Below are 23,784 nucleotides of genomic sequence, written 5' to 3'. Positions count from 1 at the left end.
CTTTTTTTAAACCAAACTTTTAGTTCAATTTAAAAACTTTGTAAGATGCAGGTTCTAAATCTACTGTAAAAACAGTTTTTCCATATACATTTGTACCGTTCAAGTCTTTATTGTCGGAATAATTAACAAGATGGGCATCTTCTCTGTTTATCACAATTTTTATATCGCTGTTAAATTGCAAAAATGATTCAATTATAAATGTGTTATTATCATATACAAACAATCCTATTTTTGAAGGACCTTCAATTCTTACATATAAATCAGATAATAAAATTTCACGTATTTTATTTAACACGTCATCAGGAAGATTATAAAAATCTCCAAAATTATCAGGTACAGCGAGTACATACAAAGTACCCTTTCCATATTCAGCTTCTAAGAGTATGGGAAAATTTTTGCTTTCCCCCATGCCAACAATTATTTGCCAGCAATCATTGGTGTTGAAATTTATTTGTGGAATAAGCACTTTTTTATTAGATTGATAGTAATTTTTAAAGGCACATTTTTGCATATTGCAGGCAAATTGATTTACAAGGGATTTTTTAGAAGTAGCTTCTAACTCTATAATACTTTCAATATTCTGTGAAGGCAATTCTTTAAGTAATCCTGAAGTAATGATAACGTTGTTGCCGTTATTTAAACTTGTTTTTATTTTATCAACTATTTTATTATCTTTTTTTGCACTTTCAGTGAGCAAAATTGTTGATGCTTTTGTATCAAATTTAGCATCTGGTTCTAAAGGTATTCCCAACATACCTAAATATCCATGAATGTAATCTTCACCAGATGAGTTAAAAGGTTTGTAACATTTAAGACCAATAGGGGAACCTAATTTGTCAAGAAACTTATCAAGCTCATTAAAAACGTGCCCTATAACAGGTATTAATATTTTTTGTTCTGACATTAGTGTTCCAGCACAGAATAAAGTAACTTCCTTAGCTTTGGCAAAAAGTGTCATATAAGCCTGTTCAACATAAGAACCTATATTGTACATACAGTCAAATCCATCAAACCAGCCGCCTAAATTATTATTTGGTTTTACATTTTCAAGGTATCTCATTAAAAAATAGCCTGTGTATCTTTGTAATGCCTGTTGAGTGAAATCTGGGTTTCGTGTTTCAGTTCCAGTATAGAGCATATCAAATTGTTTAAATTGTTCTTTTAAATTATAGCCAGTGGCTTGATAGTTGTCGTACCAGTTGGGAAATTTAATTATTGTATTAATTTCAGGATTAACTTTTCTAGCAGTATTTAAAACTATATTTTGAGAAACTGTTTTCATAAGTTCTGTTCTAAATTCAGACCAGCTCTTATTTCCTTTGGCTTTAATACATGAAGGACATTTGCAATTTGTAAAGTAAAAGTCGTCAAGGATAATTTCATCAAACATCTTAGCAGTAAACTCAACTATCTTTTCAAGCTGATTAAGATGCTCTGGATTTGTATAACATAAAGATTTAAACTCCCAGTCATGGGTGCCCATTACCGAGGTTGTAATTCCACCAGAGGTTTTGATCCCTTTTTCATGGAAAAACCTCTTAAATTTCTCGATTTTCTCCTTTCCTATGTCCTGGCTGCACCTGAAAGTTTCTAAATACACTTTACTTACCTTTATGTGCTTTTCTACAAAGTTTAGAAAGTCTTCAACTTTAGAAACAGCTTCTACATCCAACAGGTCATACACGGTGAAATAAATGGCAGTTTCAAAATTATCATATTTCATTATTTATTCCTCCATTTAGATTATTTTTAGATATACGTACTTTTGCCACAAGCCATTACTTGTTTTTTCGTTTTATTCTGTTTTTTTGTGGTCTAAGTGTTATGTTATTTACAACTAAATTTTCAGAAGCTGTAAGAACATATTCTAGAGCATCTGCTATTTGTTCTTCAAATAAAACTGTATCTTCTCCATCTTCATATGTGAAGTTTAAATTGTCATAAAAGTTGCTTTTAGTCATATCAGGGTGAATTGTTGTAACTTTTACACCAGCTTTTCTAACTTCTTCAAAAAGACTTGTATGAAAATGAGATAGCCCTGCTTTTGAAGAACTGTAGGCACATCCATGGGTGCTTACTTTTTTTGCTGTTACAGAAGAAACAGAAACAATTCTCCCTTTAGTTTTTTTTAGAGTTCTTAAAAGAAGATGAGATAAAATTAATGGAACCTCTAAATTTGTGCGAAGCATGGTTTGAATATTCGTAACATTTATTTCTTCATGAGGACCAAAAAAACCTACCCCTGCATTGTTTATTAAAAGATGAATTTTTTTTGCTTCTTTACTTTCTATAGACTTAATAGTTTCTACAAGGTTATCGGTATTTAACAAATCACATGTAACAGGAATAAAGTTTTTTTGTGGACTTTGAAAAGTTCTAGAAAGTCCATATACTTTATAGTCAAGAGAAAGCAGTTTTTTTAGTAGGGCATGTCCTATTCCTTTTGAAGAACCTGTAAGAATTGCAGTTTTCATAGTGTAAATATCCTCTCCTCACTTATATATTTTTTTAATATTTCAAAGTGCATTAATTTACTCTTATTTTGAAGCTTTTCTGAGTAAGTAATTACATCTTCTATCTGACAAAAATCATCTAAAAATATATCCGGGCACATAGGTTGTTTTTCAATCCTTTTATAAAATTCTTTAGATATTCTAAAAAAACCAAATCCTACGTCAACTATTTTGTCAGCATCAATACTAGAAAAAACATTTTGATAAAAATGTTTATACAAATTATCAAATTCATTACTTATAAATATAGGGTCTAAACATATCCGTACCTTAAATCCTCTTTCAACTGCTGTATTGACTGCTTTAAGCCTAGATTCTAAAGGTGGAGTATTTTTTTCATATTTTTCTATAATTTCTTTTGGTGAAAGAGTAAATGCTACTATTAAATTATCTAAGGAAGAATAATTTTTATAAAAAGTTTGGTTTCCACTTTTAGTACGTATTTCAACTGTAAGATTCTTTTTTTCTTTAAAAAAATCATAAAAATAGTCCATGTAGGGAATTATGTTGTGAAATCCAATTAAATCAGTGTCGTAAGATGTAGCTAAAAAAATCGGTTTTTTTGAAATCATATCAGATATTTCATTTTTAAAATCCTCTGTATTTACAAAAGCCACTATATTAGCTGAAGGATACATTCCCTGAAGGTAACAGTATTTACAGTCAAAAATGCAGTTTAGTAAAAAGGAAGTATAATAAAAATTAGAATGACCAAAATCCTGGCATACTTCCGGACCTTTATATAAAAATGGCTTATCCTTAACGGCAAGAATTAAAGCTTGATTATGTTTTTGAATAGAAAAGAGCTGGTTGGTTCTATTAAAAACATCCTTATAGTGTTTTATTGGAATTATTGTATGGTGAGAGTACTTTTTAAGAATATGCTGTGCAATAGGATATTTAAGTGCAGCTTCTTCAACATAGATTGCATTAAACATGTGCTTTTTTGTAGGTTGTTTATCTAAATATTTGTTATCCATTTGTTTTGGTTCTGTGGTGTTACTTAAGTTTTTGTCGGATTTCTTCAAAAATCTTCTTCCCCTCTCTTTTGGAGTTAACTGTTGTTTTTGAAAATAAATTAATTTTATTATAAATATCAATATCTTTAATTTTAGCTTTTATCATATCTTTATAAAGTGTTTTCTCCATAACCTTAGAAAATCTTAAATTTTGAGAAACAGTGTTCAAAATAGTTACTTCATTTTCATCTAAAGAAACACCTTTAAATGAATTATTTAGCCTTGCTGCTTTTTGTATTATTAGTTCAATCAATGGCAAATTCATTTTGACAAAACTTTTAAGCTTGTCTTTATTAAGATTTTCTGGACTTAAGTAGTCTGAAATAATCTTTAATAGTATCACCTGATGTGCATAATAAAATTTTTGGCCAGCTTCCATAATTCCTGCCGATTCCATGTCACAAAAAATATCTTTTTTCACATCTTTTACAGGCTTAGAATAGCAGCAAAGGGCAGTAAAAGGAAGATTCTTATTTATAAAGACATCTGGATAGTAATCTTTTTTGGTATCCATGTCAGTTATTTTATTTGCTGCTATAAGCGTTCCAAGGCTATATTCTGTATTGCCTGTACCACAAAAACCAACATTTAGTAGCACATCTTTTGAAGTAGTTTTATATATTGATAATAAATGCATTGTTGCCATTGCACTTTTTATTTTTCCTATGCCACTTATTATTAGCACAATGTGGCAGTTTTTGTATACTGGAAATGCATGCACATTCATATCTTTTTTTAATTTAAAATGCTTAATCAAGGGCTCAGCTTCTATCATAAGTGCAGTAACTATAAAAATCATATCATCACCCGGTTATTTTGACATATGCCTGTCTTTGGCGTGCACCGTCAAATTCGCAGAAATATATACCCTGCCATGTGCCAAGAACAAGCTTTCCATTTTCAATAATTACTTGTTCTGAAAAGCCAAAAAGGCTTGCCTTTATATGAGCTGCAGAATTACCCTCCATGTGAAGGTATCCATCTTTTAATGGAATTACCTTGTCTGTTTCCATCAAAATATCATGTACGACATCAGGGTCTGCATTTTCATTTATTGTAACTGCTGCTGTGGTATGAGGTACAAATATTGTACATATACCTGATTTTATATTGCTTTTATCAACAAAACCCTGTATTTTACCAGTAATATCAATCATTTGGGTTTGTTTATGTGTTGAAACATTTAATTTATCCATAATTTAACACCTCCCATGTAAGTTTAAAAGTTAATATATATCATACCACATATAAATTGTTTTTTTAAGCATAGGAATTTATATTGGTGTATATATTAACTGTGAAGAAAATATTTCAGAAATGCTTCCTCCATATTTTGTCATGAGCCAAATTTATAAAAAGAAAAAACTAATATAAATGCCACATCAGACAATATGATGTGGCATTTATATTAGTTTTTAAATTATTATAATTAACGGTTCCTTAAATAATACCAAAACCTTAAATATCTTGAAGTTCTTCTGCCTGAGTCAGAATCAGAGTCAGAATCAGGGTCAGAACCAGAATCAGAGTCATCAATTACGTTATCAGGTTTTGATGGAGCATTTTTGATTTGAATATTTGTCCAGCTAGAATCGGCTTGTATGCCACTTCTGCTTTCAAAGAAAGTACTGTGTTGTGTAGAATCGTTCATTAAGTAATATTTAAACCATGCTACTGAATAATTAAGAATATCTCTTGAAGGAGAACGACCTGCAGGTGCCATATGACCAGTTCTCCTAAGCTCGGCGTATATAGCTGTATCCGAGCAACTAGTATAAATGGATCTTACCATACGAGGCGTTACAATTCTATCAGTTGAGCCAGCAAGTGCAAATGTAGGGGTGTTAATTGTCCCGACTCGTGTTTTAGTGCCCATGATAGGAAGTGAACAAACTATTCGAGAGTCTCTTAGAGATGCACTAACTGCACCTATTCCACCTTGAGAATGTCCAGTTACACCTATTGCATTTGTATCTAGTTTATTGTAAAAGATACTTCCTGAGTCTTCATTTTCAGAAATCATTAAATCTATTCCCTCAATCATTTCTCTTCCACTTCCAGCTGAACTAGTATTTGCAGCTACAACAACAAATCCATAAGACGCAAGATGATTTAATATGCCGCTATAGGTTGAAGTTCTTGCTCCTGTTCCGTTTCCCCAAGCAATGATAGGATGTTTTAATCCGTCACTGCCCAAATCTTGTGGATAATAGATTGTATGATTTCTTGTTCTCATTGTTGTGGTTCTGTATTGACCGCTTTCCGAAAAATCAGCTTGGGCAAATACCGAAACAGAACCCAATACCATTGTCGCAATTACAGTTAGAACCAGTATTTTGATAATTTTTCTTTTCATAACATATAACCCTCCCAAAAAATTCTAGTGCAATTCTACACATTTGCTATATTGTATTTTTAAATAGGTTAAACACTTTAAGTGGATTTTAAAGAAGATAAAATCGTTACATACTTAGAGGTTTATAATGCGAAAGATTTTTGCTAAGAATGTTTGCAACTTAGAAGCAGTTTGCATGAGAGTAAATTGAGAGTCTCCTCTCCTTACAAGAAGAAGGATTCTTGCTTGACAGAGATACTTAATGTAGAATCTCCACAAGGATAGTTGGTACGCCTTGATGAATTTTAATAAGACCTTGCTTTATATCACCTACCTTCTAGAATTGTCTTACGGTGAAGTCGATAAAAAAAGCACTTACACATATATTATACAGCATATATTATGTCAAGTAAATGATTTTGGAAAATAGCACATAGAATTTGATGCTAAATATAATATTGATATCTTGTTAATAAATGTGGTTTGTTGACCGATATATTTATAGTAAGATTAGTGAGGCTAGACTGGTAGATTATTAAACCAAATGCTTCCTGTCAAAAAAATCCAAATAGTATAAAGGAGGAAAAAAAATGATTTATTCTAAAAAAACTATAGATTTTGATTCCTTTATAGACGATGCAGGTATAGATAGAGAAACAATGAAAGAGTTGTATGAAGTGTTTTTAGAAGAAGTTTTGGAAGAAAAGGAAAAACTCCAATATTATTTTTTCCATGATAACAATCAAATGATGAAAAAGACAATTCACAACATAAAGGGTATATCAGGAAGTTACAAAGCTTATGAAATATATGATATTGCAAAGGAACTTGATGAAAAGCTTAAAAACGAAGAAAAAACAAAAAGTGATTTTCAAATCGAAGAATTAATAAAATATATAGAAATAGCATCTCAGGAAATAAACTTATACTTTGAAAATAAATAGCTTAATTATTAGTATTTTTTACAAAAAAAGAATTGAGCAAATATTTCTAATGAAGAGGTGAAAAAATGTTTCATGGAAAAGTCGCTGTAGTAGTAGATGATTCCGCATCTATAAGAAGAGAAGTAAAAGCTATTTTAGAAAAACAGGGAATGACAGTTAGAATTGCTGGAAGTGAGTTTGGAATGTTTAATTCTATCGAAGAATATGGAAAAAAAGCAGATTTAATAATAATGGATCTTAATCTTAATAATGAACATGGATTTGATTTAATATCGAAGCTTAAAAATACAAGCAGATATAACGATATTAATGTATTGGTTTTAACTCAATATGCAGATTTAGATAATGTAAAACAAGCAAAAAACTTAGGTGTAGAAGCTTATTTAAGAAAACCTATAGATGCAAAAGAATTATCCACCAAAATCAAATCAATATTTGAAAAACAGGTTCAAAGCAAGGAAAATTAGATAAATTCTAAAAAGAGTATCCTTGGAGGGATTATTTGGAAACTTTTGTTACATTAACGTCTGTCTCTATTATTATGTCAATAATGCTTATGTGGATTATTAGAAGAGGATTTGACAGAGACAAAAAATATACTAATTTTATCAGGTTAATGTTTTTTATTTCTATATGGTCTTTTTTTTCGATTTTTGAAGTGTATAAACCAGATTCAATGAATTTTATTTTTGCAAGGCTTATGTATATAGGAGTTGTCTTTGCACCAGTTGCTTGGTTTCTCTTTTCATTAGAATACTCAAAAAAGCATAAATTTATCACAAAAAAATTTATTATAATTTTAAATATAATTCCAATACTAACTTTGAGTTTAGTATTTTTAAATGAACATCACTGGATTTTTTGGTCAGATATATATTTATTCGATACCATTAATGGAATCGAGTTTTATAAATATGAAAGAAGTTTCGGATATTATACAAATCTAGTGTATGGATATTTATTAACCCTTATAGGGTGTATTTTTATTTTTTTTGAGTTAAACAAAAAGAAAAGTCCCCGTGAATTTTATCTTGTACTTCCAGGAGTTTTCGCCCCTTTAATTGTTAACTTTTTGTATTTAATAAGAGTGTTAGACTTTGATTATTCACCTGCTGCTTTTTCATTCACATGCTTATGTTTTTCCTTGGCCATTATAAGAGGTTTTTTTCAAAGGAAAATGGCTATTGTAGAAACAATTCATGAAAATATGGAAGAGGGAATTATATTAATTGATGAAAAATATAAAATTGCAGGAATAAATCCTTCAGCAAAAAAAGCAATGAGAATAGACTCTAATGTAGAAGAAATGGATGCAAAAAAAGTTATTGTTTTTTGGAATCAGCTTAAATCAAAACTTAAAAAGCATGCTAATGAATTATTTGAAATTAGTCTTGGTAATAAATGGTATGGAGTTCATGTTTATTATGTTGAAAAAGAAAACATAATAACAGGATGGTTTGTAACTATGTTTGATATAACTGATAAAAAAATAAGTGAAAATGCATTAAAAAAGATGGACACTATATTATCAGCTACAACCAAAGCCACAAGCATTCTTTTACATGGCAGCAATTACAGAGAGTCTATATATAAGGCACTTGAAATGATAGGAGATGCGGCAGATATTGATATTATTTGTCTTTATGAAAATAAGTACAATAATAAATCAGGAGAAAATGCTGCATATAGAATTTTTCATTGGAGTGCTGAAGAAAAAATAGACAAAAATTTTTTAAATAAAATTTCTTTTAAAGAATTTTCTTATCTAATTGATCCAATGAAAAAAGCAAAAGAATTTAATAAATTAGTTTATGATATTGAAAACAAAAAAATAAAAGAAATGTTTATGTCTCAAAACATATTGACTGTATTTTTCTTACCATTGTTTGTTAATGATGAGTTTTGGGGGTTTGCAGCCTTTAAAAGTTGTCGGGAAAAAAGAATATGGACTTTAGCTGAAAAGTTTGTTTTTAAATCTTTTATAGATTCAATATCAAGGGCAATTGAAAGGGGTATGGTAGAAAAGGAACTGGAGGAAGAAAAATTAGCAGCAGAGGCAGCAAATGTTGCCAAAAGCTTTTTCTTAGCCAATATGTCTCATGAAATAAGGACACCTTTAAATGGTATAGTTGGTTTTGCAGAGCTTTTATCTCAAACTTCTTTAAATAAGGAGCAGTTGGACTATCTTTGTGAAATGAGAAATGCCTCAGATTCACTGTTATATTTAATTGATAATGTGTTGGACTTTTCAAAAATTGAAGCTGGAAAAGTTGATCTTGAAAGCATAAATTTTAATATTCATAGAGTGGTAAAGAATTCTATATCCCTTATTTCTCCAAAAGCAAATAAAAAGGGTATAAAGGTCTATTCAGATATAAGAGAAGAGGTTCCTTCTGAAGTTAAAGGAGATCCTCAAAGACTAAAACAGGTGTTAAACAATCTTTTAGCAAATGCAGTTAAGTTTACTGAGAAAGGTGAGATAGTTGTTTTAGTTGAGAAAACAGAAGAAACATATAAAAAAGTTGATTTAAAATTTGAAGTTTCAGACACTGGAATTGGTATGCCTAAGGAGGTGTTAGACAATCTTTTTAAGCCCTTTACCCAGGGCGATAGTTCTACTACTAGAAAGTATGGTGGTACTGGATTGGGTTTGGCAATTTCAAGAGGAATTATCGAGCTTATGGAGGGGAAAATTTCTGTTGAAAGCAAGGAAAGTTCAGGAACAAAATTCAGGTTTAATTTACCCCTTGAAAAAGGTTTTTCTGAACATGTCCCAAAATCTTCAAAAGGTCAGGAACTTGCAGATGTAATAGACACTGTTGCATGTAACCAGCATAAAGATTTAAATAATAATCTTATCACTAATGTTGGGAAAGACGAATTTAAAAAAAATAAGTGCATATTGCTAGTTGAAGATATTGCTGCAAATAGAAAACTGACTGCAATTATTATAAAAAAAATGGGGTTTGAATGTGAGACAGCTGTTAATGGAAAAGAAGCTGTAGAGATGTGTCAAAGTAAAGAATATAATTTAATATTAATGGACTGTCAAATGCCTGTTATGGATGGTTATACTGGGGCAAAAACCATTAAAGGAAACAGTTTGAACATTAAAACACCTATAATTGCAATGACAGCAAATGCTCTTGAAGGAGACAGAGAAAAGTGCCTCCAATTTGGAATGGATGATTACCTAGCAAAACCCATAAAAAAAGATAATTTAGAAAATGTAATTAAAAAATGGATATGATTTTGAACTTGTAATCTAAAGAAATTTAATTCAAAAAGAAGTAATTAAATAGCAATAAAAGCCTAAAGTAAATTTTGAAATATAACGATAAAAATAGTACAAAAAGAATCATTAACATAAAAAGGGCAAGACAAAAAATAACAATTGATAGATTATAAAAAGGATATGCTTAACATTCTCAAAGAAAAGTTTTCCTTTTAAGGAGGCGAAAAAACTTTTATGATTGATAAGCCGTGTAATGACTACAATGAGAACAAAAAACAAAACACTATTAAAACTATATTTGAATCAGCACCTGTTGGTATGATGATTGTTGACAAAGAAACTAGAATAATTGATATAAACTATGGAATTATCAGTATTAATAAAAAAAAATACAAAGAAATTGTTGGAAAAAAATTTGGTGAGGGAATGGGATGTATAAATAGTTTTGAAAAAGGTTGTGGATATAGCGAAGAATGTTGCAATTGTATTATAAGAAAGAACATTGAAAAGGTTATTGATACAGGCAGGGAACGTAAAAATATAGAAGTTGAGTATAAAATATTAACTCAAAAAAAAACTGCTTTAAAAACTTTAAAAATAAATATTGCTCAAGTTATTTATAATAACGAAATAGTTTATTTGCTTGTTGTTGATGATATTACAATTAGCAAAAAGAAGAGTAGAATTCTTTTAGATACAACTAAAAAACTTAAAGAAGCAAAAGAAGAAGCAGAAGAATCTATCATAGAAAGAAATAGATTTCTCGATAATATGAGCCATGAAATAAGGACTCCTCTTAACGGAATTACAGGAATGATTGAATTGACACTGGTTGGAAAGCTTGAAGATGAACAAAGATTAAATATTGAAATTGCCCAAAATTGTGTAGATAAGCTTTTGAAAATAGTAGACGATTTATTTGATTTTTCAAAAATGAAAGCTGGAGAAATGAAATTGTCAAAGACTATATTTGAAATTAGAAGTTTGATTTCAGATATTGAAAATATATACACACCTATTGCAGTAGAAAAGGAAATAGAATTTAATTGTTTTGTCAGCGAGAATGTGCCTGATAAGATATTTACAGATAGAACTAGATTAAAAAAGGTTATAGATAGTCTATTAAATAATGCTTTTAAATTTACCCCTGAAGGAAGTATTAGTCTAGAAGTAAAAGCGGAAAAATGTAATGGTGAAAAATATTTATTTTTTGATATTGAGGATACGGGAATTGGTATTGAAAAAAAAGATTTAGAAAAACTATTTGAAAGATTTACTCAAGTAGATGGATCGTATACTCGTAAATATAGTGGTGCGGGGATGGGGTTAAACATTTCAAAGTATATAATAAAAAAAATGGGAGGAGATATATTCGTTGAGAGCAAAAAAGGCGAAGGAAGTAAATTTTCTTTTAATATTAAATTTGAAGAAGAAAAAAATTAAATAACTCAGTAATTTTTGACGATAAAATAAAACGAAGTATTTTAAAACAAATATTAATTATGAATGGAGAGTTAAAAATGAAGGAAGAGTATATAGATATAATATCTGAAGCGGGAAAAAGTCTTTTAGAAAGCATCACAGGATTTGATATACAAGTAAAAAAAGCGTATAAAAGAGATAATCCTTATTACAGTGATAACGTAGCAATTATGATTACTCTTTTAGGCTCTATACGAGGTCATGCTGTTCTTACCCTTAACGGAGAATTTGCATGTAAAATAGCATCGGCAATGATGTGTGGACTTGAAGTTAATGAACTTGATGATATGGGCAAAAGTGCCCTAGCAGAGTTGGGAAATATGGTCATGGGAAATTGTGGGACTCAATTGTCTCAAAAAGGACTGTTTATAGATATAGGACCTCCAAGTGTTTTAATAGGAGAAAAAATGGAAATATCCTTTGATAAAATGGCTATTATAACAATTCCATTTATCTTTAATGAAAATGAAAAAGAAAAAGTAGAATTAAATATATCATATAGTGAAGAATAGCTTTAAAAGTGAGGTGAATATTAATTATGGATGCTAATAATCAATTATTTTCTATTTTTGTTGAAGAGACTAAAGAGCAGATAGAATCTATGCTAAATCTTTTAGAAACTATTGAAGAACAGCCAGATAATATAGATATAATAAATAGTCTTTTTAGAATTGCTCATTCTATGAAGGGTTCATCATCATCCATGGAATATTCAAAAATGGCAGATCTTACACACAATATGGAAAATGCTCTTCAGTTTATAAGAGATGAGAAGAAAAAGATAGATGAAAATATGATTGAAATTTTATTTGTGTGTCATGATTTTTTAAACAAGGCATTTAATTACATAAGAGATAATGGAGAAGAAGACAGTGAATTAAATTTTGATAAAATAATAATTAGACTAAATAATGTAATTAAAAAATCTGAAAATAGAGAATCAATTCAATATGATGAAATTTTTGAGATTGATGATGAAATGACTGAATTATTTATAAGTGAAATGAAAAGCCAATTATTTAAACTTAAATCTGAAATACCATCAATTGAAAATAAAAGTGGAAGAAGTGAAGAATTATCTGAGATTTTCAAAGATTTTCATGTCTTAAGAAGTTATGCTGGATTTATAAATATGAAATGTGTAAAAAAATTTATGTATAAAGTAGAAAAATTCATAGACAGGATAATAAAGTCAGATACTCTAATAGAAAAAGATATCGTTGAAACTCTTTTGAATTGTTGTGAATTAATAAAAGAAACAATCGAAAATAAAAATTTTGAGGAATCAGAAAAAAGCGTTGAAGAAAATTGTGAAAAATTAGAGGAAAAAATTCAAAAAATTAAAATAGATGATTTTAAAATAAATGAAGGTTCAAAAAAGTCCGAACAAAATATTGGTATTTCTATGAGGATTCCCTATGACAGATTAGAAAAATTAATGTTAACTTTAAGTGATATTTTTGTTTTGCAGTCTTTTCTAATGGAACAGGCGGAAAAAAGTTTTTTGCCAGGAGATAAAATAAGATCAAATCTTTCAAGGTATGGAAAGCTGATTAGAAATATGCAAAACAAAGGAACCAGACTTAAAAAAACATCATTTAAAGATATAACAAAAGAAGCTGTTAAAAAAATGAAAAGCCTAGCGTACAATGAGCAAAAAAAAATAAATATAAAAGTTGAAGGAGAAGATACACTTATTGATAGATCTAAGATTGAAAAGACAAGAATGGTTTTAAATAAAGTTTTTGAAAACCTTATTGAATTAAACTGCATAGAGGATAGAACAGATTTAAATATTTTTATTAATAGAGATTATGAGACCATTACAGTTGAAATAAATTATTATGGAGATGAAGACAATTACATAAAGAATATTATAAAAGAATTTTCATATGAGCTTGTAGATGTTGGAGGAAAAATCAGATATCAAAGTAATGGAGGGAATAATAAGTCTATTTTAATTAGAATACCAGATGAAACGATGGTAGTTGATGGAATGACAGTACAGATTAAAAATATGAGTTTTATTATTCCTGCTATATACATAAAAAAAATAGTGAGAATTGGCAAAGAACAAATTGTAAAAATAAAAGGAAACATTAATTCTTTAAAAATAAATGAAGAAGTTATTGATATATTGTCTGTAAAAGATGTTTTTGACATGGAAGTTTTAAATGAGCCTAGTTTTACTTCGATAATACTTGAATTTGAGGGAAAAAAAAGAGCATTAATTGTTGACGATGTAAAAGAAAAAAAAGAGTTTTCGGTAAAAGAATTGGGAAAGGGTTTTGAAAATCTTGATTTTGCATCAAAAGCATCTATTGTTGAAAATGGAAAAATAGCGCCTGTAGTTGAAGTAGAAAATATTATAAATATGTAATGGAGGAGATTATATGAGAATTCTTATAGCTGAAGATGATTTTGCCAGCAGAAGATTTTTAAAAAGAATGTTAATGTCTTATGGAAGATGCCATACTTCAGTGAATGGTATTGAAGCATTAGAAGAGTTTAAAGAGGCATTTGAAGAAGGAGAGCCTTATGATGTTGTTTTTATTGACATAATGATGCCAGAAATGGATGGTCAAGAACTGTTGAAAAAAATACGAGAATATGAAAAAGAGGCTGGTTTAAAAGGTTTAGATGCTGTAAAAACTGTTATGGTAACAGCACTAAGAGACATTGAAAACATAAAGACTGCTTTTTTAGAGCAATGTGAAGCGTATTTGCCAAAGCCTGTAGAACGAAAAAAGATGATAGAGGTATTGGATGATTTGGGGTTGATAAAAAACAATTCTTTTAAGGAGTGATTTTTTTGAAAATCCTTGTAATTGATTATATTGAGTCATTTAATTATATAGAAAATAAACCTGATATATGATAGAAGGTGTTTAAAATATGAATGATGCATCAAACTTTTTTCTACAGCCCGGACATATATTTGTGAGCAAAGAAGAATATAAAATAAATACTGTTTTGGGCTCCTGTATTTCTGTTTGCCTTTGGGACGAAAAGGAGAAATTTGGAGGAATGAATCATTACGTATATCCTAGAACAGACAAAGAGAAAAGAACTGCAAAATATGGCAACATAGCAACACCCTACATGATAAAGCTTATGAAAAATATGGGGGCGAATGTATCAAATATAGTTGCACATATAGTTGGTGGAGGATACAATCCACTATTGAGTCCAGTTATAGGTGAAGAAAATTGCAAAATTGCAGAAGACATATTAAAGAAAAGCAAAATTAAAATAGCAACTCGAGATGTAGGTGGTCAAACAGGAAGAAAAGTTATATTTAATAATAAGACGGGCGAAATACTTGTTTATAAGGGAATAGAGGTGAGAGGTAGTGATTGGTATAAAAACAACTGATAATGACATTAAAGTATTAATTGTTGATGATTCTGCAATGGTAAGAAAAATACTTACAAAAGAATTATCAAAAGAAAAAAATATTAAAGTTGTAGGTACTGCCCCAGATCCTTATATTGCAAGAGATAAGATAGTACAGTTAAAGCCAGATGTGTTACTTTTAGATGTTGAAATGCCTAAAATGGATGGTATAACTTTTTTAGAAAAACTTATGAAGCACTTTCCGATGCCTGTTATAATTGTAAGTTCTCTTGGAGAAAAAGGCGGAGAAGTTGCCATGAAAGCTCTTGAGGTTGGTGCTGTTGATGTTATGGCAAAACCTGGCTCTTCATATACAGTAAAAGATATGAGTGAGCAGTTGATAGATAAAATTAAATCAGCCTCTTTAGTAAAGAGGTTTTCAGCAAATACTTCAAAAGAAGTTAATGTTTCAAAGAAAGTTCACTCTAAGGCAATGATAAAGACAACCAATAAAATTATAGCGATAGGTGCTTCTACAGGTGGAACAGAGGCAATAAAAGACGTATTGACAAGATTTCCAGGGCAAATGCCTCCAATACTTATAGTACAGCATATGCCACAAAATTTCACAAAGTCTTTTGCCCAAAGACTTGATAATATTTGCAGTGTGGAAGTAAAGGAAGCTGAACATATGGAGAGAGTAACTCCAGGAAAAGCTCTTTTAGCACCAGGTAACAAGCATATGGTTTTGAAAAGAAGTGGAGCTGTATATTATGTAGAAGTTAAAGATGGCCCTCTAGTCTATCATCAGAGACCTTCTGTGGAAGTTTTGTTTTCATCAGTTGCAAGATATGCAGGACAAAATGCAGTGGGAACAATACTTACGGGAATGGGAAAAGATGGTGCAAAAGGACTTTTAGAAATGAAGAAAGCAGGCGCCTATACAATAGGACAGGATGAGAAAAGTTGTGTTGTCTATGGAATGCCGAGAGAAGCTTCAGAAATTGGGGCTATACATATATCGGCACCTCTTTATAAAATTTCTAAAATAATAATGGACAAGGTATAAAAATCTTAAAGGTTCATTAGTCTGTTACTTAGCCATTGCTTAATGATTCTTAAAATAATAAATTGTATCACAAATACCAATTAAGGAAGTGACCTTTATTATGAGTGAGCAAAATAGAGAAGTTTTCACCAATTCTGAAAAGGAAAAATCGCAAGATGAAATACTAGAATTGTATGATGAAGTGATTATTGAAGTTTCAGAACATGTTGAAAACATAGAAAATATTTGTCTTAAAATAGATAAGAGCAAGGAAAAAATTGAATTAATAGATGACTTATTTAGATCCTTTCACAGTATAAAAGGACTTGCAGGATTTATAAATCAGTCATTGATAGCCGAGATAGCACATAAAACAGAGACTCTTTTAGACTTGCTAAAAAATATAAAAGTTGTGCCACAAAAGGGCTGTATAGATATAATTCTTATGGCGGCAGATAAAATAGTTTCCATTTGCAGAGACAATAAAGTAGTAGATAATAATATATTTATAAAAACAGTTGAAGAACTTTTTGAAAAATTATATTTAAAACAAAGTGAAGTAAATAATCTTTTGCAAAAGAGCACCAAAAATAAAGAGGCTGATGGATTAAAAAAACAGCAAAGTGATAATGAAAAATTAAAAAAAAGAAAAGAAAATAATAAAAAAAATGTGTCTAAAGACTTAAGTGAGAATAAAAATACAAATTGTGTAGAGTATTTAAAAGTTATGCCTGAAGATATTGACTTTCTATCTGAATTAATGGGAGAAATTATTATTACCCAGTCAGTATTAGAGAGAGAGATGGAAAATAGAGTTGAAACAAATGAAAATTTTTTTAAAGAATTTATGGAAATGTCAAAAGCCACTATAAATATGCAAAATCTAATAATGTCCCTAGGGATGGTTCCGCTAAAAGCAAATTTTAATAAATTGAAAAAAGTTGCAGATGAGACTATAAAAGAATTAGGCAAAAATATCCATCTTAAAGTAACAGGTGAAAATACTGAAATGGAAAGAGATCTTGCAGAAAAAATAACTGATCCTCTTATGCATATAGTTAAAAACTCTATATCCCATGGAATAGAGTCAAAAGAAGAGAGGATAGAAAAGGGGAAAGATGAATGTGGAACTGTAAACATTGAAGCATATACAAAAAGTGAAAGTGTCTATATAGAAATATCTGATGATGGAGGAGGAATAAATCTAGAAAAAGTTTTAAAAAAAGCCATAAATAAAAAACTTGTAAATCCTGATATTGAATATAGCAATGAGGAAATACTTGACTTTTTATTTATGCCAGGTTTTTCAACATCAGAATCTGTAAACAGTATTTCAGGAAGAGGTGTTGGGCTTGATGTGGTAAAAACTGAAATAGCTAAAATAGGAGGAAAAGTAGAGATACATAACAATCCAGGAAAAGGGTGTACATTTGTTGTCAAAACTCCTTTAAATCTTGCAGTTTTAGATGGTGTAGTTGTAAATATTGATAAAGAAAAATTTATAATTCCTACCACATACCTAAAAAAAGTGCTTAAATGGGGGGAATATTCATGGATAAAACAACAGGGAAATAAGAACATGGTTAAAGTCAAAGAGGAAATTATCCCTTTACTGCCACGAGAAAAGATATTTGGACTAAAAGAAAAAAAAGAAGAGGGTGATTTATGTATTTTGTTACTGCAAATAAGAAGGGAAAAAAGAGCTATTGCTGTGGAAGGAATTGATGAGAGAAGGAAGCTAGCAGTTAAAAGCCTAGACAATGTATATTATAATCCATCTTTTGTAATGGGAGCATCAATTTTAGAAGACGGCAGAGCATCATTTATCGTTGATGTTGAATCTATATTTAGAAATGGAGGTTAAAGCTATGGAACAAGATGGAGGGAAATTCTTATCCTTTTTACTTGAAGATGAGGAATATGGTATATCCATTCACAGAGTTAAAGAGATTATAGGTATCATGGATATAACAGCTATTCCAAAAACTCCAGAATTTATAAGAGGTGTAATTAACCTTAGAGGAAAGATAATACCTGTTTTGGACTTGCGCCTTAAGTTTGGAATGAAAGAGATGGAATACAACCAAAGGACATGCATAATAGTTGTTGAAGTTTCTTTGGCAGGTACTTCAAGGCTTATGGGAATAATAGTTGATACTGTTTCAGAGGTGGTAAATATTCAAAAAGGAGAAATTGAACCACCTCCCCAATATGACTCAAGAGCGGAAGAAGGTTTTTTAACAGGTATAGGCAAGGTGAAAGAAAAAGTCATACTTCTTTTAGAAATTGAAAAAGTTCTAGGAAATGAAGATTTAGTAATACTAAATGAAAAACAGGAGGCGATTCAAAATGTTTAAAAATTTACGACTAAGCTACAAAATAGCAGCAGGATTTGGTATTGTTATTTTAATTATGATTGTTCTTGGAGTGGTAGCTTCAATAAATATGAACAATACGAGAGTTCAATCTACAATTCTAGCAGAAGAATATGTACCGGAAGTTGCAATTTCAGCAGAAATAGAAGAAAATATTCTAATGCTTATGTACGAGATGAGAGGTTATGCTTTTGACGGAGACAGAAGCTTTTATGATAGTTCTTTGGTATATCTTGAAAATGTTAAGGGATACATCGAAGAAGGAAAAGAGCTGGCTTCAAATTCAGAAAACTTAGGAGATTTTGAAAACAATATTGAAGAAATTGAAATATATATATCAGAGTATGAAGGCCTAATGGATGAGACTTTAGAGCTAAACGATGATTTGGAAGGAATAATAAGCGAGCTAGATTCGTCAGCAGTAGTACTTGTTTCAAATGTAGATGAGTTTTTAGATAATATGAATGAAGACATGGAAAGAGAAATAGCTTCAGACGCAAGTCATTCAGCACTAAATGAAAGGGTCTGGCAAATATACAGAATGAACGATGTATTAGATACGGCAAACGATATAAGAATTTCAAATGAAAGATTTCAAATAACACATAATGATGCTTATATCGATGAAGGAATACGAAATTTTGATTCAGTGCATTCTATTTTAAATGAAATAGAACCTACACTAGACAATGCTGATAACCAGAGACAAGTAACTGATATAAGAAATTCGGCAGACGATTACAGAGCAGGTATGCAAAGGCTTCAAGACAATTGGGCTGAAATGGATAGAGTAAATAATGCAAGGACAGACACAGGTCTAAGAGCTGTGGCACTGTCAGCAGAAAATATGGATGCTGGAATAGCATATGTGGAAGACAGATCCTTAGAAAATGCAAGAAGTCTTGGAACTTCAACCACTGTTGTGATAATAGGACTTATTATTGCGTTGATAGCAGGGATTATACTTAGCCTGTTTATAATTTCAAGCATCACAAAACCAATAAATAGAATTGTAGATGGCATGTCCCAAGGAGCTGAGCAGGTTACTGCAGCATCAGAGCAATTATCCAGTTCAAGTCAGCAGTTAGCTGAGGCAAATGCAGAACAGGCTTCATCAATTCAAGAGACATCCTCTACGCTAGAGCAATCGGCATCTATGGTGCAGCAAAACACTGAAAATACAAAGCAGGCAGCTATGTTGTCAGAAAAAGCTAAAGATGCTTCTTATAAAGGAAATAGTGAAATGAATGAAATGATGAGTTCTATGGAAGAGATTAAAAAATCCAGCGATGAAATTGGAAAAATAATAAAAGTAATTGATGAAATAGCTTTTCAGACAAATATATTAGCACTTAATGCAGCAGTAGAAGCAGCAAGAGCAGGTGATGCAGGAATGGGTTTTGCAGTAGTTGCAGAAGAAGTGAGGAACCTTGCTCAAAGAAGTGCACAGGCAGCAAAAGACACTGCTTCGATAATTGAAAACAATATTAACATGTCTCACAAAGGTGCAGAAGTTGCCAAAAAGGTAGGAGAATCATTATCAGAAATAACGCTCCAATCTAAAAAAGTAAATGAACTTATGGATGAGATTGCAGCTGCAAGTCAGGAACAAACTCAGGGAATAGGACAAATAAACAAGGCAATAAACCAGATGGAAAAAGCCACTCAGGAAAATGCTGCTAGTGCAGAGGAGAGTGCATCATCTTCAGAAGAATTGAGTGCACAGGCAGAAAACTTAGATGAGATGGTAAATCAATTATTGGCACTTGTAGAAGGTAGCAGCACAGGTTCAAACATGAGAACTAAAAAACTGTCAAGTCATGCTCCAAAGAAAATGATAGAAGAAAAAAGCACAAAAAAATTGTCTAGAGATAATAACAAAAGTAAAAGCTCAGACAATTCAAAAACCCATATTGTAAACCCAGATGATGTTATTCCACTAGAAGAAGATAAAGACGACTTTTAAGGAGAGATAAAATAAATGAGATACTTGAGTGACGGTACGTTCCTGAAATACAGAAACTTTATATATGATAAATTTGGAATAAATATAAGCCAGGACAAAAAAGAGATGCTACAGTCTAAGCTTTTAAAACTGATTGTAAAAAGCAGATGCGAGTCCTATGAAGAGTATTTCAGGATCCTCACTCAGGGATATGATAAAGAGAGTTTGTTTGAATTTTCAAACGAAATTACAGTAAACAAAACTGATTTTTTTCGAGAAAACAATCATTTTGAGTTTATAAAGAGCAGTGAAGATTTTATTATTGACAAAAACAAAAGAATAAGGAGAAATAATGAAATAAGAGTATGGAGTGCAGGATGCTCTACTGGGGAAGAAGCATATACCCTTTCAATAGTTCTTTTAGAACATTTTTTACAGGGGTTAAACATAAAGATTTTAGGAACTGATATTAATTCAAATGTATTAAAACAGGCTATAGAAGGAGTTTATTCCTCTACAATAAAAAACAATATTGACAAATATTATCTACTTAAATATTTTAAAAAATGTGAAAGAGGATGGAAAGCGTCTGAAACAATAAGAAGACTTGTTACATTCAGGTTATTTAATCTTATGGATGATTTTCCTTTTAAAAAGTCTTTTGACTTAATCTTCTGTAGAAATGTAATGATATATTTTGACTCGAAAGTTCAACAAAGACTTATAGATAAATTTTATGATGTGCTTGTACCAGGTGGAATTCTTTTTATTGGTCATTCAGAAAGTCTTACAGGAAAAAAGCATAAATTTCAATATTTAAAGCCTACTATATATATTAAATAGGCAGTTTTTGAAAGGAAGTGAATTTATGAATGAAGAATTGATGGAAATATATATTGAAGAAACAAAGGAACATCTTGAGGCGCTGGATATTGCACTTTTAAGCCTAGAAAAAAATCCTTATGACCAAGATTTAATTGACCAGCTTTTTCGTGCTGCACATACAATAAAAGGCTCTTCAGCTGCTATGGGATTTGAAAAGATGGAAAAACTTACACATGATATGGAAGATATACTTCATGATATAAGAGGGGGGAAAATAGAAGCAGACAGGAAAGTAATAGAACTTTTATTTGTCTGTCATGATTTTCTTGAAAACAGTCTTGACTCAATAACTAGGACAGGTTCAGAAGAGGAAATAAACTCTGATAGCATTTTAGCAAAACTTCATAAAATAATAGAAGAAAGACAGGAAGAAGTAAAGCAGCCAGTAGAAGAAAAAACAGACGATAAAGATAAAAAAGAATTTCTAGAACTAGATAAAGAAAATGCTGATAGAGTTAAGAGTTATTTTTCAGAAGGTTATAGTGCCTACAATTTAAATATTTCATTAGTTGATGATTGTATGTTTAAAACAGTAAGAGTGTTGCTGACATTTCGTGAAATTGAAAGTATAGGAGAAATAATATCATCTCTTCCTAGAAGGCCTGATGAAGAGGAAGCTAAAAAAGAAGATTTTGTAATAGAAGAAAATACAATTAAAGCTATTATTGTTTCTAAGCTTAAAAAAGATGAAATTTTAGAAAAACTTGAAACGCTACAAGAAGTGAAAAATATTTGCATAGAGACTTTAGATAAAGAAAAAAAATCGAAAGGTGGAAGTTCCTTTAAACTAGTAAGTGTAAAGGATAAAGTCTGTACTGCAAACCAGCATAAAACAATAGAAGACTCTATGGTAAATGATATAATAGGAGAAGATACACACAAGTTTATAGAAATTGAAAAAGAATTTGATAAAGATATAAAAGAAAGCATTGTTGAACAAATTGAAAAAATAAATATTAATGCAGTTTTAATTGACAAAAATCAGGACAATGAAGATATAATTTATATTCTTTTCAGAAGTTTTCATACTATAAAAGGGCTTTCAGCCTTTTTAGGACATTTAGAAATATCTGAAATTTCTTCAAAAGCAGAAAAAGTTTTAGATATGCATTTAAAAGAAGAAATTCAGGCAGACAATCAATTAGTTAGTTTGATACTTGCATCAGCAGATATGATTCTTAATTTATGTAAAAATGAGAATCTAATAAAAGACGAAGAGTTTTTAAAAAAGTACAGTGAGCACATAAAACAATATGATAAAAAAGAAAAAGGAGAATATGAAGAAAAAAAACTTGGAGAAATTCTTATTGAAAGAGGAAAGCTTAAAGAGTCTGATTTAGAGGAACTTTTGAAAAAACAAAAAGAAAACTATACAGATTTAAAATTTGGTCAGGTTGCTGTAAAAGAAAAAAAGGTTGCCCCTAAAGATATAATTGAGTCGATAAACAGTCAAGAAGATAAAGGTAAAAAAAATAAAGGTACTGTTTTGGAAAGTAATAAATTTATGAAAATACCAGTTAAAAAGATAGATAATCTTGTTGATTTATTAGGTGAAATGTTGGTTTTTTATTCTATACTTGAGAGAGATGCAAAAGAACAAATGAGCATTCACAGTCAATTTATGAATAACTTATCTAGAATGTCTAAAACAATAAAAGACGTACAGGGGCTTTCAATGTCACTTAGAATGGTATCTTTAAGGCCGACATTTCAAAAGTTAATGAGGATTGGAAGAGATACTGGAGTAGAATTGGAGAAAAAGGTTGATATCATTGTATCAGGAGAAGACACAGAGGTTGATCGGAGTATAGTTGAAAAATTATTTGATCCCCTTATGCATATTGTGAGAAATGCAGTTTCACATGGACTAGAAAGCAGTGAAGAGAGAAAGCAAAAAGGCAAAAATGAAGAAGGTAAAGTATATGTAGATGCTTGCAGTAAAAGAGGAAGTGTATACATAGAAATAAAGGATGACGGAAAGGGACTTGATACTGAAAAGATTTATAATAAGGCAAAAGAACAAAATTTAATTAATGATGAGCGGGATTATTCTCAAGACGAGATAAACAGATTTATTTTCATGCCAAGTTTCTCCACAAAAGAAGAAGCAAATAACATTTCTGGAAGAGGAGTTGGTATGAATGTAGTGGAAACAGAAATGTCAAAAATAGGAGGTAGAGTTGATATTATAAATAATCCTGGACAAGGGTGTATATTTACTCTTAAAATTCCTATAAATCTTGCAGTTATAAATGGAACTATAGTTGATGTAGCAGGCATTCGTTATATAATTCCAACACTTTACATAAAACATCTATTAAAGCCTGAAGAAGACCAGTGGGTGAGTGTAAAGGGAAAAAGAGAATTTATAAATGTAAGAGATGAAATAATAGGGCTAATACCTTCTAAAGAAATATTCGATATAAAAGATGAGGACAAAAAAAGTGAAATGGTGGTAATTTTAGAAGTTGAACAAAAGTTAAAAGCATTTCCTGTATCCGAGGTTTTAGGGAGGCAGGAAGTGGTTGCAAAACCATTAAATGAAGAATTTAAAGATCTTAAATTTGCATCAGGAGCAAGTATTTTAGGAGATGGAAAAGTCTCATTAATACTGGATGTAGAAGAGTTGTTTAAGATGGGAGAAAATAACTCTTCTTCTTAAAGAGA

Annotated in this window: 19 protein-coding genes and 1 pseudogene; 14 read left to right on the top strand and 6 right to left on the bottom strand. The window is 30.3% G+C overall.

Annotated elements, in window-relative coordinates; all coding sequences use genetic code 11:
* Window positions 1–19 precede the first annotated feature (19 nt).
* The 6 genes from RBH29_RS00560 to RBH29_RS00535 form a co-directional block, all read right to left on the bottom strand.
* Window positions 20–1,723 carry a hypothetical protein gene (locus tag RBH29_RS00560; protein WP_306694340.1) on the bottom strand — a complete coding sequence of 568 codons (1,704 nt, stop codon included), beginning with the start codon at window positions 1,721–1,723 and terminating at the stop codon, window positions 20–22.
* 55 nt (window positions 1,724–1,778) lie between these two features.
* Window positions 1,779–2,474 (bottom strand): SDR family oxidoreductase, encoded by a 696-nt coding sequence (locus RBH29_RS00555; RefSeq protein WP_306694339.1) that lies wholly within the window; start codon window positions 2,472–2,474, stop codon window positions 1,779–1,781.
* The gene (locus RBH29_RS00550) at window positions 2,471–3,541 is read right to left on the bottom strand and encodes an SPL family radical SAM protein (protein WP_306694338.1); all 1,071 of its coding nucleotides are present in this window, start codon (window positions 3,539–3,541) and stop codon (window positions 2,471–2,473) included. Before RBH29_RS00550 ends, RBH29_RS00555 begins: the two co-directional genes overlap by 4 nt.
* Window positions 3,513–4,331: a 5'-methylthioadenosine/S-adenosylhomocysteine nucleosidase family protein gene (locus RBH29_RS00545; protein ID WP_306694336.1), complete on the bottom strand. Its 819-nt coding sequence runs from the start codon at window positions 4,329–4,331 to the stop codon at window positions 3,513–3,515. The genes RBH29_RS00550 and RBH29_RS00545 overlap by 29 nt, the downstream gene beginning before the upstream one ends.
* Window positions 4,332–4,335: 4 nt before the next feature.
* Complete coding sequence (locus tag RBH29_RS00540; protein WP_306694333.1) at window positions 4,336–4,728, bottom strand: secondary thiamine-phosphate synthase enzyme YjbQ; 393 nt, start codon at window positions 4,726–4,728, stop codon at window positions 4,336–4,338.
* A gap of 233 nt (window positions 4,729–4,961) precedes the next feature.
* Complete coding sequence (locus tag RBH29_RS00535; RefSeq protein ID WP_306694331.1) at window positions 4,962–5,888, bottom strand: alpha/beta hydrolase family protein; 927 nt, start codon at window positions 5,886–5,888, stop codon at window positions 4,962–4,964.
* 569 nt (window positions 5,889–6,457) lie between these two features.
* On the opposite strand from RBH29_RS00535, the gene RBH29_RS00530 reads away from it, so the two are divergent.
* The 14 genes and pseudogenes from RBH29_RS00530 (at window position 6,458) to RBH29_RS00465 (ending at window position 23,779) form a co-directional block, all read left to right on the top strand.
* Window positions 6,458–6,811, top strand: coding sequence for an Hpt domain-containing protein (locus tag RBH29_RS00530; protein ID WP_306694329.1), 354 nt, complete (start codon window positions 6,458–6,460; stop codon window positions 6,809–6,811).
* A gap of 65 nt (window positions 6,812–6,876) precedes the next feature.
* Window positions 6,877–7,278 (top strand): response regulator, encoded by a 402-nt coding sequence (locus RBH29_RS00525; protein ID WP_306694328.1) that lies wholly within the window; start codon window positions 6,877–6,879, stop codon window positions 7,276–7,278.
* 35 nt (window positions 7,279–7,313) lie between these two features.
* Window positions 7,314–10,061 (top strand): histidine kinase N-terminal 7TM domain-containing protein, encoded by a 2,748-nt coding sequence (locus RBH29_RS00520; RefSeq protein WP_306694327.1) that lies wholly within the window; start codon window positions 7,314–7,316, stop codon window positions 10,059–10,061.
* A 219-nt stretch (window positions 10,062–10,280) separates the two neighbouring features.
* Window positions 10,281–11,489 carry a PAS domain-containing sensor histidine kinase gene (locus RBH29_RS00515; protein WP_306694326.1) on the top strand — a complete coding sequence of 403 codons (1,209 nt, stop codon included), beginning with the start codon at window positions 10,281–10,283 and terminating at the stop codon, window positions 11,487–11,489.
* Window positions 11,490–11,566: 77 nt separating this feature from the next.
* A complete protein-coding gene (locus RBH29_RS00510) occupies window positions 11,567–12,040 on the top strand; it encodes a chemotaxis protein CheX (RefSeq protein WP_306694325.1) in 474 nt (157 codons plus the stop codon).
* Window positions 12,041–12,066: 26 nt separating this feature from the next.
* Window positions 12,067–13,908 (top strand): Hpt domain-containing protein, encoded by a 1,842-nt coding sequence (locus RBH29_RS00505; RefSeq protein WP_306694324.1) that lies wholly within the window; start codon window positions 12,067–12,069, stop codon window positions 13,906–13,908.
* A 13-nt stretch (window positions 13,909–13,921) separates the two neighbouring features.
* A complete protein-coding gene (locus tag RBH29_RS00500; RefSeq protein ID WP_306694323.1) occupies window positions 13,922–14,335 on the top strand; it encodes a response regulator in 414 nt (137 codons plus the stop codon).
* Window positions 14,336–14,423: 88 nt separating this feature from the next.
* Window positions 14,424–14,903 (top strand): chemotaxis protein CheD, encoded by a 480-nt coding sequence (locus RBH29_RS00495; RefSeq protein ID WP_306694322.1) that lies wholly within the window; start codon window positions 14,424–14,426, stop codon window positions 14,901–14,903.
* Window positions 14,881–15,933: a protein-glutamate methylesterase/protein-glutamine glutaminase gene (locus RBH29_RS00490; RefSeq protein ID WP_306694321.1), complete on the top strand. Its 1,053-nt coding sequence runs from the start codon at window positions 14,881–14,883 to the stop codon at window positions 15,931–15,933. The genes RBH29_RS00495 and RBH29_RS00490 overlap by 23 nt, the downstream gene beginning before the upstream one ends.
* A 100-nt stretch (window positions 15,934–16,033) precedes the next feature.
* Window positions 16,034–17,776 (top strand): chemotaxis protein CheA, encoded by a 1,743-nt coding sequence (locus RBH29_RS00485; RefSeq protein WP_306694320.1) that lies wholly within the window; start codon window positions 16,034–16,036, stop codon window positions 17,774–17,776.
* Window positions 17,777–17,780: 4 nt separating this feature from the next.
* Complete coding sequence (locus tag RBH29_RS00480) at window positions 17,781–18,269, top strand: chemotaxis protein CheW (protein ID WP_306694318.1); 489 nt, start codon at window positions 17,781–17,783, stop codon at window positions 18,267–18,269.
* A 1,276-nt stretch (window positions 18,270–19,545) separates the two neighbouring features.
* Window positions 19,546–19,890 (top strand): annotated as a pseudogene (locus tag RBH29_RS17825) (methyl-accepting chemotaxis protein); the annotation flags it as partial.
* Window positions 19,891–20,268: 378 nt separating this feature from the next.
* Complete coding sequence (locus RBH29_RS00470; protein ID WP_306694315.1) at window positions 20,269–21,075, top strand: CheR family methyltransferase; 807 nt, start codon at window positions 20,269–20,271, stop codon at window positions 21,073–21,075.
* A gap of 25 nt (window positions 21,076–21,100) precedes the next feature.
* Window positions 21,101–23,779, top strand: coding sequence for a chemotaxis protein CheA (locus RBH29_RS00465; RefSeq protein WP_306694314.1), 2,679 nt, complete (start codon window positions 21,101–21,103; stop codon window positions 23,777–23,779).
* Window positions 23,780–23,784 lie beyond the last annotated feature (5 nt).

This window comes from Herbivorax alkaliphila (assembly GCF_030848475.1).
In the GTDB taxonomy this organism is placed as follows: Bacteria; Bacillota; Clostridia; order Acetivibrionales; family Acetivibrionaceae; genus Herbivorax.
This window is presented reverse-complemented; position numbering and strand designations above follow the sequence as displayed.

Bases quoted from the DNA above. Each gene is read 5' to 3' on its own strand.
- RBH29_RS00560 (WP_306694340.1), bottom strand. From the start codon at position 1,723: ATGAAATATGATAATTTTGAAACTGCCATTTATTTCACCGTGTATGAC.
- RBH29_RS00555 (WP_306694339.1), bottom strand. From the start codon at position 2,474: ATGAAAACTGCAATTCTTACAGGTTCTTCAAAAGGAATAGGACATGCC.
- RBH29_RS00545 (WP_306694336.1), bottom strand. From the start codon at position 4,331: ATGATTTTTATAGTTACTGCACTTATGATAGAAGCTGAGCCCTTGATT.
- RBH29_RS00540 (WP_306694333.1), bottom strand. From the start codon at position 4,728: ATGGATAAATTAAATGTTTCAACACATAAACAAACCCAAATGATTGAT.
- RBH29_RS00535 (WP_306694331.1), bottom strand. From the start codon at position 5,888: ATGAAAAGAAAAATTATCAAAATACTGGTTCTAACTGTAATTGCGACA.
- RBH29_RS00530 (WP_306694329.1), top strand. From the start codon at position 6,458: ATGATTTATTCTAAAAAAACTATAGATTTTGATTCCTTTATAGACGAT.
- RBH29_RS00525 (WP_306694328.1), top strand. From the start codon at position 6,877: ATGTTTCATGGAAAAGTCGCTGTAGTAGTAGATGATTCCGCATCTATA.
- RBH29_RS00515 (WP_306694326.1), top strand. From the start codon at position 10,281: ATGATTGATAAGCCGTGTAATGACTACAATGAGAACAAAAAACAAAAC.
- RBH29_RS00510 (WP_306694325.1), top strand. From the start codon at position 11,567: ATGAAGGAAGAGTATATAGATATAATATCTGAAGCGGGAAAAAGTCTT.
- RBH29_RS00505 (WP_306694324.1), top strand. From the start codon at position 12,067: ATGGATGCTAATAATCAATTATTTTCTATTTTTGTTGAAGAGACTAAA.
- RBH29_RS00500 (WP_306694323.1), top strand. From the start codon at position 13,922: ATGAGAATTCTTATAGCTGAAGATGATTTTGCCAGCAGAAGATTTTTA.
- RBH29_RS00495 (WP_306694322.1), top strand. From the start codon at position 14,424: ATGAATGATGCATCAAACTTTTTTCTACAGCCCGGACATATATTTGTG.
- RBH29_RS00485 (WP_306694320.1), top strand. From the start codon at position 16,034: ATGAGTGAGCAAAATAGAGAAGTTTTCACCAATTCTGAAAAGGAAAAA.
- RBH29_RS00480 (WP_306694318.1), top strand. From the start codon at position 17,781: ATGGAACAAGATGGAGGGAAATTCTTATCCTTTTTACTTGAAGATGAG.
- RBH29_RS00470 (WP_306694315.1), top strand. From the start codon at position 20,269: ATGAGATACTTGAGTGACGGTACGTTCCTGAAATACAGAAACTTTATA.
- RBH29_RS00465 (WP_306694314.1), top strand. From the start codon at position 21,101: ATGAATGAAGAATTGATGGAAATATATATTGAAGAAACAAAGGAACAT.